A 12373-nucleotide genomic window follows, 5' to 3' on the forward strand; every position below is an offset into this window, starting at 1 on the left:
ATGCAGCTCCAGAATGATGTCGAAGAGGGGGTTACTTGACGGTGCCGATGGACAGCGGTCCCGGCGCAAAGGCATGATCGAGCCGTCGGGCGAAGCGCTGGTGGAAGGGCGTCTTGCCGATGATCGTCAGATGGTTGGTGCCGGTGACGATCTCCGATGCCGTGGCGTTTGGCGAATAGCGCCGCCAATCGATGACGTTGAGGGCGCGTGTCAGGGAATCCTCGGCCGCAAAGGCGTGGATGCGGAAATCGGACTGCTCCAAGCGGTAGTTGCGGAAGATCATCGCATTGTCGATGAGAATCCAGAAGGTGTGTTCTTCCGAGCCGATATCCGGACCATCTGTCGGCAGTTTGACGTTGTGCTTGACGACATGGTGGAGGAACTGTTCGTAGACCTCCTCGTTCATGGCGGCAAAAAGCCTCTTCCAATCCTCGCGCATCGGTGTGGTTGCAAGCCAGCTCTGCACGGCGGCATGAGTGCGCTCCCGGATACCGTCCTCGAAGCGCGGCATGATGCCGACCGTGAATTCCTCGTCCATGTCGCAGACGTCGACCATGCCGATCATCCGCAGATCGATATCGTTGCCGAGCTGTCGGGCGGCCTCATAGGCGAGCAGCCCGCCCCACGACCAGCCGAGGAAGGCGCAAGGGCGGCCGTTGGCCTTTTTGCGGACGGCCTCGGCGTAACGAGCGGTGATATCTTCGACGCGGGTGCTCAGCGTCTTGGTCTCGGTCAGCGAATAGCAGATGAAGCCGGTCGCCGGCTGTTCCGGGCCGAGATAGTCGACGAGGCGCATATATTCGCGCGTGCTGACGAGAAGGCCAGGGAAGCAATAGAGCACCGGCCGGTCGCCGTTGCGTCGGAGATAGACGACGTCGACGCCCGCCTCGTCAGGAGTTCCGTCGATCGCCAGCGCGAGGTCGCGCACTGTCGGATGGTTGAACATGTCAGCGATCGACAGCGGCCATTCGGGATGGCGCATCTTCAGGCGCGAGACGATGCGCACGGCCATGAGCGACTGCCCGCCAATATCGAAGAAATTCTCCGTGACGCCGATATCGCCGATATCCAGTATGTCCTTCCAGACGTCGAGGATCGCCTTTTCCTTGTCGTTGGCGGGAGCCGCCATGTCGCGCTCGATGCGCGGTGCGGGCAGGGCGGCGCGATCGAGCTTGCTGTTCGGCCCCATCGGCAGCTTGTCGATCAGCATGATGGTCTGCGGCACCATGTAGTCGGGCAGCGCCGTCATGGCGGCGCGGCGCAACTCGGTCACGCTCAATATTGCGCCCTCGCGCGGCACCACATAGGCGACGAGAGAGCTACGGCCGCCGTCATTGTGCAGTAGGATGACGGCTTCCGCGACCCGCTGATCCGAGCGCAGCACGGCTTCGATCTCGCCGGGCTCGATGCGGAAGCCGCGCAACTTGATCTGGTGATCGACACGGCCGGCGAACTCGACGATGCCGTCTTCCCGCCAGCGGCCGAGATCGCCCGACTTGTAGAGCCTGCCGCCTTGCGAGAAGGGGTCGGGAATGAAGCGGTCCGCGGTCAACTCGGGCTGGCCGAGATAGCCGCGCGCAAGGCCGCTGCCGCCGATGTAGATTTCGCCGATCACGCCGACCGGAACGGGCGCAAGGTCGGCATCGAGCACATAGATGCGCCGATCGCCCACGCCGCGGCCGATCGGCGCGACCGTCCCCTCGAAGCGGGTTCCCGCCGGGATCTTCCAGATCATCGGCGTCATGATCGTTTCGGTCGGGCCGTAGCCGTTGATCAGCAACTGCGCCTTCAGGTTTTCGGTGATCATGTCGAACACCGCCTGTGACAAGGCCTCGCCGCCGAAGGAATAGAGCCGTAGCCGCGGTATTTCGCTATTTTCGCCGGCATATTCGGCAAGGCCGCGCACATAGCTGGTGGGCAGGCTGGCATTGTTGACGCCGTGGCGCTTCATCATTGCAAAAGCGTCTTCCGGTGTCGCGAGCTTGTCCTGTGTCAGCACCACGCCACCGCCTGCCATCAGCGGCACCATCCAGCGTTCATGACCGCCGTCGGACGTAAACGGAAGAACGGGGTATTCGCAGGATTCCTCGCTCATCTCGTAGATGCGCAAGGTCGCCTTGCAATGATGCGCCAAAGGTCCGTGCTCGACCGCAACACCCTTCGGCACGCCTGTCGAACCGGAGGTGTAGATCACATAGGCGAGCTGTTGCGGGGCAATCGACGTTGCCAGTGCGTCGACTCTCTCGGAGGATAGGTCGGTCTTATCGAGATCGAGGTAGGGCGTTGCGATATCGCCCGGCAGGTTGGCGATGTGTTTCGTCCGGGAGATGACGAGCGAGAGCCCCGGCGCCGTCAGGATGTGCCGATTGCGTGCTTCGGGGTGATCCGGTTCGACAGGCGTGAACGCGCCGCCCGCCTTCAGGACCGCCAGAATGGCGACGATCGCGTCGATCGATTTTTCGAGCGCGATGGCAACGCGTTTCTCCGGCCCTATGCCGAGCGCGATCAGATGATGCGCCAGCCGATTGGCGGCGAGTTCAAGCTCGCCATGGGTCACCGATTTCTCGCCCTGCGCCACGGCAAATGCATTCGGCCGCCGGCGCGCCTGCGCGGAAATGACCTCGTGGATCGGCGTGCCATCATCCGGTTCCGGCGCATCGGGATAGGGCGCGGAAAGCCTGTCCAGCTCTTCCGCGGAGACGAAGGGAATGTGCTTGATCTGCGTGCCAGGATCGGCGTCAAGCTGCGCAAGTGCGATGGCGAGATCGTCTGCGAAGCGGCCCACTTGCTTTCGATCATGCTTTTGCGGATCGAAGCCGATGCCGATGCGCAACTTGCCGGCAGTTGCCGGCGAAACGGTGACGACCAGATCGGCATCGCGACGTGCCGGTGGCTCGACCAAGCCTCGGACCGTCGCCCCGTTGGAAGTGGCTTCCGCAACGCGGAGGGATGGGCGCACATCGAGAAGCGTCTTGACGAGACCGGTCGTATCGAAGAGTTCGTCCCGTTTGATCAAAGCGTCTGCAAGGGCCTCGAAGGGCAGGGATTGGCGGGTGGCCGCCTCGATCTCCTCAAGGAAGGTCGCGCGGGCATCGCCAAGAGTCATCGCGCCATTGAGATCGGTCGTCAGGATCAGTACATCCTCGCTGCGGGCAGCAAGCTTCTGCCTTTGCGGCCGGGTGACCAGGCCGATCCTTTGCGTACTGTATCCGGAATGACGCCGCAGCGTGATCCCAAGCGCGGCAAGCATGTCGCGGGAGGTATCCGCAGCCGCCCCTACCGGCACTTCGATCACCTGTTCGAACCAGGCCTCGTCGACAATGCCCTTCGCCGCCGATGTCTGCGGCGGGAGCGATGCGATGTTCTCCTGAGCCGTCAGCCGTTGGAACCAGAAATCGACTAGCTCCGGTGTCGGATTGCGCGGAGAGCCGTTCGCAATCATCCACGATAAGGCGTCCGGCAGAGCCTCCTCCGCGATATCCGCCGCGTCATGACCGTCGATGTCGCGAAGGAAATCCGTCGCAAGCAGATCGAGCGTTACGGCATCGGCGAGGATCGCGTGAAGGGAGAACACGGCGCCGAACGCCTCTCCGTTTTGCGTTAGAATGATGAAGCGGGCCGGATTGCCATCGGCGAGATCGATCGCGCGGGCTCGTTCCGCCGAAGTGGCCCTCGCCAAAGCCTCGCTCAGATCGTCGCCAGCGACCAACTCTGTCTCAACGATCTCGACGAAGCGGTCGTTTTTCAGGATCTGCTGGACGGCGCCGCCTGCACGCGCTTCGAATTCCGAGGTGATGAGGGGATGCTGCTGCGAAAGCCTTGAGAGTGCCCTACGTGCTGCAGCAAGAGCGACGGAAGGAAAGGTGATGGCGAGTATTTGTCGCCCGTAGACGACTTCGTTACCCGTCTCCGACAAGAGCCAGATGCGTGACTGTGCTGGCGATAGCGAGCATTTGGCGATGTAATCCGAGTCGTTTGCTGCCGTGGCATTCCGATCATGGGCAGTCATTTCTTCGCCATTCTCCCTGAATGTACTGAAATACATATCTGATCAATCGAAATACAATAATGTACACACCTCAATATCCATTGAAGATATTAAGTTTAATCGATTGATTTCTCTGACTTTCTGGCGTCGATAAACTCAGATACTCCGAAAATTACGTCGACGTAGCTGCATGACGAACGGAGTTTTGAAAAATTCAGGCGATTTTCAAAAAATATTTTCCGGAAAATATTTTGAATTTTTGGTGATGTCGTTCGTCACTGCGGAATTAGCGTTGTGCTCGGCTTGCCGATTTCAGCCGGCGTGGTTCTGGACATGTGGAGATGAAATATGGACGCTTCTCTGGCGATCAGGGACGATAGGATGGTGAAGAAATCTTTTGATCTGCGCCTGCCGGCATCAGGTTTTGCGAGCGGCGCGCTCATCTGCGGCCAGCCGCTGACCGTCTCGGCTGGACCTGCGCCGCAAAGCTTCCGTGTCGAGCATCATGGGGCGCAGGTGGCATCCGGCTATCTGTCGGGTCCAGCCAATAATCTCCTGACATTCGATAGAATGTCCGTCGCAGTTCCGGCAATTTCCGGCGAGGATATCGTCAACGCTGTGTCGGAGGCCGTTCTGGCATGCAATCCACAATTGACCTGCTTCGAGATCGAGCTTGCGGACAATGATCTTGCAAGGCGGCTGCTTGAATGCGGCGCAATCGAGCGCAGCGGTGATCGCCTGATCGTGCGGCCTGAGTCCTTCTTCCAGCAGGCAAGAGCCTGGCTGGGAGCTACGCCAAATGCCTATCCGGAAGTCCCGGTGCTGACAAGCGGCGTCCTTCATCCGCAACGGCCGCCGAAGCCTGCCGGTCGCGTCTACAGCCGCTTCATTCCCTGGCTGAACACGCAGCTCGGCTTCCATGTCGCCGACGTCGACGCTGATCTCCCGCATTTCCATCGCTGGATGAACGATCAAAGGGTCGCCGCCATATGGGAGGACGCTGGCGATCTTTCCTACCATCGCGATTTCATCGCCGGCCGTCTTGCCGATCCGCGCACGCTGCCGCTGATCGGGACCTTCGGCGGTGTGCCCTTCGGTTACTTCGAGCTTTATTGGGCGAAGGAAGACCGGATCGGCCCGCATTACGATGCGGATGGCTATGATCGCGGCTGGCATGTGGCGATCGGTGAGGACGACTTCCGCGGAAAGGCCTTCGTCAGTGCCTGGTTGCCGTCCCTGATGCACTACATGTTTCTGGCTGATCCACGCACCCGCCGCATCGTCGGCGAGCCCATCCATCATCATGCCCAGCAGATCCGCAACCTCGATCGCTCCGGCTTTGCCAAGGTCAAGCACATTCAGTTTCCGCACAAAAAGGCGCTGCTGGTCATGCTCCTTCGCGAACGCTTCTTCATGGATCGGCTGCTGATGCCGGACCTCACGGGTCTTTCCATGGAGGATGGGCAGCCTGTTCTTGGTTCGCTGCCGCGAGCCGTGTGATGACGACGGTCGTGGATATGAACGATCCGCGCATCCCGCGGCTCGTTCTGGCTGTCGCGCTCCCGGCCGTGGCGGGATTGGCCGCCAGCGCCGGACATCATGCGATCAATGCGGTCTTTCTTGGCGCACTCGGGCCAGACGTGCTGGCCGGCATCAGTCTGGTCATGCCGCTGTTTCTGCTTGTCGCTGCGGCCGGCCAGGGGCTGGGTATCGGGCTTGCCACGCTGCTGGCGCGCCATCTCGGCGAACGAGATCTTAAAGCTGCGTCGTCGGTTGCGACGACAGCGCTTGCCGCGACGATGCCGCTTGGCATCCTCCTGTCGATCCTGATCTATCTCGGCCTGCCGGATTTTGTCGGGGCACTCGGCGCGAGCGACAGCCTCCTTGCTCCGGGGCTCGATTACGGCCGGCTGCTGGCATTCGGGGTGACGCTCGGCCTTCTGCAGGCGATCTGCGATTTCATCGCAATCGCTGAAGGCAATTCACGTTTCTCGATGATCGTGCTGATCGCGAGTTTTGCGCTGAATGCGGTTCTCGATCCCGTCTTCATCTTTCTTTTCAAGCTCGGCGCGTCCGGAGCGGCTTTGGCGACCATCGTTTCGTCGATTGCAGCCCTTGCATGCTATGCCGCTTACTTCCTGCGCCACTGGGGGGCCGTCAACGTGGCCCGCGGGGCGGTATGCTGGCAATTGCTTCGGCCGATCGCCCGGATCGGCATTCCCGCGGCGGCGACGAGCATCGTCACCGGGCTTGGCTTTCTGGTCCTGATGCGGCAGGCCGCGGTCCACGGCGGCGACGCGGGTGTTGCCGCAACGGCGATCGCCATTCGCTTGATGACATTGGGTCAGCTTCCGTTGTTCGGCTTTTGCCTTGGGGCGCAAAGCGTCGTCAGCCATGCCTTCGGCGCCGGCGATGCGGAGCGATTGAAGGCGGCCGTCCGGTTCATGCTGGCCGTGACAATACCCGTCGCGCTGCTCTATTCCATCCTGCTGTTTTTGGCCGCCGAGCCGATCGCGCGCCTGTTCACGGATAGCGCCGAGGTGGTCGACGAGGCAGTCGCGTGGCTGCGGGCACTCTTTCCGATCTTTCCGCTTGCCGCCTTTCAATCCGTGCTGCTCGTCATGCTGCAATCGCGGGGCAAAGCCGGGCTCTCCGCCCTCGTGGGGCTTGCGCCGCAGGGCTATTTGTTGATCCCGCTTCTGCTCTTGCTGCCGCTTTGGATGGGTTTTGCCGGCGTCTCCATTGCCGCCGCCAGCGCCGCCATCCTTGCCGCCATCCTCGGCGGCTTCGTCGGATGGCGCGAATGGCTCGCCATTTTGCCAACCGACGCGCCAGCCCGCCTTGCGGGCCAATCGACACTTCACCCCTGACCCAAGAGGAACGTCATGAACGAGACGCCGAGATTCGATGCCTACCGCCACGCCGTTCCGGATGCGCTGATGCCGCCACGCGACGATCCGTTCGATGCCGCCGTGCCGCCGATCTACCAGACGTCGCTCTTCCTGTTCGACAACTACAAGGAGCTTGAGGACGTCTTCGCCGGCCGTTCGAAAAAGCCGATCTACTCTCGCGGCGACAATCCGACCGTACGGCTTCTGGAACGCAGGATCGCCGAAATGGAGGGTGCGGAAGAGGCGCGCGCCTTTTCGAGCGGCATGGGTGCGATCGCCGCCGCGGTTCTCGCTTTCGTCGGACCGGGTGATCGTATCGTCACCGTGCGGCACGTCTACAGCGATGCCTTCCGCTTCTTCGAAAAGGTGCTGAAGCGCTTCGGTATCGTCGTCGATTACATCGACGGCACGGACACCGAGGCGATGCTTGCTGCCCTTCCCGGCGCCAAGCTCGCCTATCTCGAAAATCCGACCTCCATGGTTTTCGAGTTGCAGGATCTGACCGCAATCGCCGAAGCTGCCCGGCGTCACGGTGTCGTCACGATGGTCGATAATTCCTGGGCAACGCCGCTCTATCAGAAGCCTCTTTCCGTCGGCATCGATATCGTCATCCACGCGGCTTCGAAGTATCTCGGCGGCCAGAGCGACACCGTTGCCGGTCTGGTCACCGGCTCCAAGGCGCATATCGACCGGATCAATAGCGAAATCTATCCCTATACGGGTGCGAAGCTCGCACCTTTCGAGGCATGGCTGGTCCTGCGTAATCTGGAAACCCTGCCATTCCGCATGCGCCATCACCATGAAGCCGGGCTGGAGGTGGCGTCCTGGCTCAAGGCCCATGAAGATGTGACCAATGTCATGCATCCGGCACTTGGCGACCACGCCGGCAAGCGCACCTTCAGCGGTTTCGGCGGCCTGTTTTCCTTCGAGGTTTCAGACCGTATCGATATCGCCGATTTCGTCGACGCATTGCGTCTTATCCGCATTGGCGTGAGCTGGGGCGGCCCGGAGAGCCTTGTCGTGCCGGCAAAGGCAGCGCTCAGTATCTCGCCGGAGACCAACGTCTTCGCCCGTTTCGGCGTCAGCGACCGCACGATCAGGCTGAATGTCGGATTGCATTCGGCCAGGGATATCATTGCCGATATCGAGCAGGCGCTTGTGGCGTCGAAACGCTAGGTCAGTACCGATCGCTTGACAAAGCAACGCGGGCGGAGTGGTACTGCCGCTCCGCCCATACTATTTTTATTGTTGATCTATTCCCGCCCTGACCGATTGAGACAAGATGACCACCCCCTCCAATGAAACGCTGAGCGCGCTTGCCGCCGAATATGGAACGCCGCTCTGGATCTACGATGCCGCCTCGATCCGTCGCCGCATCGCGCAACTCGCAGCTTTCGATGTCATTCGCTATGCGCAAAAGGCCTGTTCGAACATTCATATACTGAGGGAAATGCGTGACGCAGGCGTGCGGGTCGACGCAGTCTCGCTTGGAGAGATCGATCGCGCGATGCGGGCGGGGTTTTCTGCCGGCGGCGCGCAAGGGGAGGCGGAGCTCGTGTTCACGGCCGATGTCTTCGACCGGCCGACGTTGGAACGCGTTATCGCCGACAAGGTCGAGGTGAACATCGGCTCCATCGATATGCTGCATCAGCTGGGAGAGCGTTCACCGGGCCATCGGGTGTGGCTGCGCATCAATCCCGGCTTCGGGCATGGCCACAGCAAGAAGACCAATACCGGCGGCGAGACCAGCAAGCACGGCATCTGGTTCGAGCAACTGCAGGAGGCCGTGGCGCTGACGCGGCAATATTCGCTGAAGCTCGTCGGACTGCACATGCACATAGGCTCCGGCGTCGATTATGGGCACCTGCAGCGCGTTTGCGGTGCGATGATCGGGTTTTGCCGTGAATTGAATGTCGATATCGAGGCCATCTCCGCCGGTGGCGGTCTTTCCGTTCCGTACCGGGAAGGCGAAGAGGAGATCGATCCCGCTCATTATTTTTCGCTCTGGGATAAGGCCCGGCGCGAAATCGAGGCGCATTTCGGCCACCCGATCCGGCTGGAAATCGAGCCAGGCCGCTTCCTGACGGCCGATTCCGGCGTGCTGCTTGCCGAAGTCAGGGCCGTCAAGATGATGGGTCGCAACCGCTTCGTGCTTGTCGATGCCGGTTTTAGCGATCTTGCCAGACCGGCCATGTATGGCAGCTATCACCATATTTCCGTGATCCCGGGCAAGACGCCTCGCACCGCCGCAGGGGCAATTTTGCCCACGGTTGTCGCCGGCCCGCTCTGCGAATCCGGCGATGTTTTCACGCAGACGGATAATGGCACGGTGGAGACGCGCGATCTGCCGGAGGCCCATGTCGGCGACTATCTCGTCTTCCATGGCGCCGGTGCCTACGGGGCGACGATGTCGTCGAACTATAACAGCCGCCTTTACGCGCCCGAGATCCTGATCGATGGCGAAGACCATCGCTTGATCCGCCGCCGCCAGACGTTGGATGAGCTGTTCATGCTGGAAGATCTCGAGCCGTAGCGATCTGATTTCGACGAAAGGGAAGGGTCTCTGCTTCGATGGAGCAGGGGGCTTTTCTGCAGTTGCGAAATGAATATAGTGGGCGCGACCGAGCAGTGAATGTCCGGTCGTCGTCACATCGTTACCGGCCGCAAGGCGCGAAAGTTCTGCACCGCTATGCTGGCCTGGCTTGATCAGAAAACCGAAATCGTCGAACGCGCCGACCAGTCGTCGCGATATTTCGAGCCGGCTCATGCCGCTTATTACAGCGGCAAGCCCGGCCAGCCGCTGAAGCTGATGCTGCAGGCGCGCAGCGATTTCCTGTCGATCTGGCGTCGCGCCGATTACCGCGAGCATGTGGCGGAGTTCAAGCTTCTCGGCCGCCAGCTCATCATCGTCAATTCGCCCGATGCCATCCGCTACGTGGTTGCCAAGCGTCACGAGAACTTCGAGCGCAAGACGCCGCAGATGCGACGCGCTTTGGAATATCTGCTGGGCGACGGATTGTTCATCTCCGACAAGGAAACCTGGAAACAGCGACGGCCGCTAGTCTCGGATATCGTCCACAAGAACCGTGTTCCGGCCTTCGGCGCAATTATGCAAAACACCTCGAGCGAGCTTGCCGAGCGCTGGCAGAGCCTAGGGGAGGGTGCGGAGGTCAATGCTCTGTTCGAGATGGCAGGGCTGACAGCGGAGATCATCTCCCGCAGCATCTTCGGCAATGATCTCGGCGAAGAAAGCGCCAATGCCGTCACGGAAGGTTTCGCGAGCTACCAGTCGCTGGTCGATTCCATCAATCTCGGCTATTTCCTCGGCTTCGACGAGGGCTTGCCGATCATCAAGACGCCAAGCCTGCGCAGATCGGTCAAACGCATTCACCGGATCATCGATCAGGTGATCGAAGACCACCTCGCCGGCAAGGGCGACAACAGTTCCATGGTCGAGCTCCTGATCCGTCGGCAACAGCGCAATCCCGAGCTGAAGCTTGACGTCGTGGCGCTCAGAAATGAGGCCGCCACGATCTTCATGGCCGGCCACGAAACCACCGCTGCGACTTTGACTTGGGCCTGGTACCTGCTTGCGGGCGCCCCATGGGTGGAAGAGGCCGTTCATGCGGAGATCGACGCTGTCTGTGGTGATCGTGTCCCGTCAATCGACGATGTTGCGAACCTCAACTGGTGCCGAGCGGTCATCGAGGAGACGCTGCGTCTCTATCCGCCAGTGCCGATCCTCGCACGGCAAGCGGCCGAGGCGGATCAGATCGGTGATATCAAGGTGCGCAAGGCGGCGCTGGTGATGATCGTGCCGTGGATACTGCATCGCACGGATTCGCTTTTTCCCGAGCCGCACAGGTTTCACCCTGAGCGCTTCCTCGGTGATGCGCGCCCGGCGCCTTACAGCTATATTCCCTTTGCCGCCGGCCCGCGCGTATGCCCCGGGCTGCAGTTCGGTCTGACCGAAGCGATCCTCTGCCTGGCAATCCTTGCCCAGCGTTTTCGTGTGCGCATCAAGGAAGGGCACAAGGTCCAGCCGCAATGCCGCCTGACACTCCGCCCCCGCGACGGCATGCCCGTGACGTTACACAGGCGCTAGGAATGTCAACCGGGGACGAGACAGAGAAAGGGGGCGCCGCAACCAAGCGCAAGGCGTGGACCTACGAACCTCCAAAGGCTCCGCCTTTTGCCGATTTTCTCGCCGGCGGTGATCGGCGCAAGGCATTTCTGCGCTACTGGCTTTACGAGAACATCGATAACGGTATCGATCTCTTCCTATACTTTGCCTTCATGCTGCTGCCGGCGAGAGTCTGTTCCGACCTGGGTGGCTGGCTTGGCCGCTTCCTGGCGCCGCGTTTCCACAAAGGCGCCTATGCGCGCGCAGCTGCCAACCTCAAGATGATCAGGCCCGAGCTCAACGATGCAGAGCTTGGGAAACTTCTCACGGCTTACGCCGATTCCCAAGGCCGACAGATGGCGGAATATTCCGTCGTGCCGAGACTGGCCCGTCGGCATGTCCGCAAGATCGGCACCGAAGGACTAGTCGAACGCTGCAGCGAAGGGCCCGTGATCTTCATCGCGCCCCATATCAGCAACTGGGAAGTGCTCTGGCACTGCCTTCTCGATATGGGGCTTGACGTGACCATGAATTACGACCCACCCAAACGCCGCTCCCGCCATTTCATTGTCAACCGGCTCCGTAAGGGGGCAGGGCTTGGCATACTGAAGCCCGGTCGCAGTTTTGTACGACCAGCGCTACGAATCCTGGAGAGCGGTGGCAATCTACTGATGTTCTGTGATGAGGGTTTCAACGGGCATATCCGCGCGCCCTTCTTTGGCCGACCGGCGCATCTCGAAGGAAATTATGCGGTTGTGGCGCGCATGGCGCGCAAGACGAATGCGCTGATATGGCCGCTCTATATTGTTCGAGAGGAAAGGGCGAATTTTGTGCTAAGGGGTCTGACGCCGTTCAGATTGCCTGAAGTGAGGGAAGCTGCGGGGCCTATTGTTCAAGACGTAGTCCATTTGAATGCCGTGATGGAACCAATGGTGCGTTTGTATCCGGAGCAGTGGTATTTTGTAGATAATCGGTCGTAATTCAGAAGCCCGGAGGCTTCATTCTAGTATTCCCTAGCTGCTCACGCTTGCTGGAGTACAAGTTTTGTTTTCGTTGTGGAATTTATTGCGCATTTGTGATCGCAGGTTGCGTGATTTGGTTTCAAAAGGTTGAAGGCCATTAGCGACTGCGATAATTATCCGCCGCGAGGATCGATACGGCTCCTTCGGAATTTGTCCGGTGTCGCTGTCGTGGCATCATTTACTGACCGTCATCCGTTGCGTTTCGGCAGGCGCTCCGATGACAATCTTATTATGCGGCTAGGTGCAAGAACGGGTTTTCGATGACGATATTGGTCTCAGGCGGTGCCGGTTTTATTGGTGGGAACTTTGTTCTTGACTGGCTGGTGCAGCATGATGAGACGGTGGTCAA

General features: G+C 60.4%; 7 protein-coding genes. 6 read left to right on the plus strand and 1 reads right to left on the minus strand.

Going from position 1 to position 12373, the window contains the following annotated elements:
* Window positions 1-31: 31 nt before the first annotated feature.
* Window positions 32-4009, minus strand: a complete 3978-nt coding sequence (locus BJ928_RS24225) for a non-ribosomal peptide synthetase (RefSeq protein WP_052227761.1) — start codon at window positions 4007-4009, stop codon at window positions 32-34.
* A gap of 327 nt (window positions 4010-4336) precedes the next feature.
* Here BJ928_RS24225 and BJ928_RS24230 point away from each other — a divergent pair, with 327 nt between their 5' ends.
* From BJ928_RS24230 to BJ928_RS24255, 6 genes are all read left to right on the plus strand, one after another.
* Window positions 4337-5488 (plus strand): GNAT family N-acetyltransferase, encoded by a 1152-nt coding sequence (locus tag BJ928_RS24230; protein ID WP_047632787.1) that lies wholly within the window; start codon window positions 4337-4339, stop codon window positions 5486-5488.
* Window positions 5488-6858 carry an MATE family efflux transporter gene (locus tag BJ928_RS24235; RefSeq protein WP_047632790.1) on the plus strand — a complete coding sequence of 457 codons (1371 nt, stop codon included), beginning with the start codon at window positions 5488-5490 and terminating at the stop codon, window positions 6856-6858. Before BJ928_RS24230 ends, BJ928_RS24235 begins: the two co-directional genes overlap by 1 nt.
* Window positions 6859-6873: 15 nt before the next feature.
* Window positions 6874-8055 (plus strand): PLP-dependent transferase, encoded by a 1182-nt coding sequence (locus BJ928_RS24240; protein ID WP_047632793.1) that lies wholly within the window; start codon window positions 6874-6876, stop codon window positions 8053-8055.
* Between the two features lie 106 nt (window positions 8056-8161).
* On the plus strand, window positions 8162-9412 hold the full coding sequence (gene lysA, locus BJ928_RS24245) for a diaminopimelate decarboxylase (RefSeq protein ID WP_047632795.1): 1251 nt from the start codon (window positions 8162-8164) through the stop codon (window positions 9410-9412).
* 99 nt (window positions 9413-9511) lie between these two features.
* The gene (locus BJ928_RS24250; RefSeq protein WP_245432515.1) at window positions 9512-10984 is read left to right on the plus strand and encodes a cytochrome P450; all 1473 of its coding nucleotides are present in this window, start codon (window positions 9512-9514) and stop codon (window positions 10982-10984) included.
* Window positions 10985-10986: 2 nt separating this feature from the next.
* Window positions 10987-11982 carry a lipid A biosynthesis lauroyl acyltransferase gene (locus BJ928_RS24255; RefSeq protein WP_047632797.1) on the plus strand — a complete coding sequence of 332 codons (996 nt, stop codon included), beginning with the start codon at window positions 10987-10989 and terminating at the stop codon, window positions 11980-11982.
* Window positions 11983-12373: the final 391 nt, after the last annotated feature.

It is taken from the genome of Rhizobium sp. WW_1 (genome assembly GCF_003610155.1).
Classification (GTDB): Bacteria; Pseudomonadota; Alphaproteobacteria; order Rhizobiales; family Rhizobiaceae; genus Rhizobium; species Rhizobium tropici_A.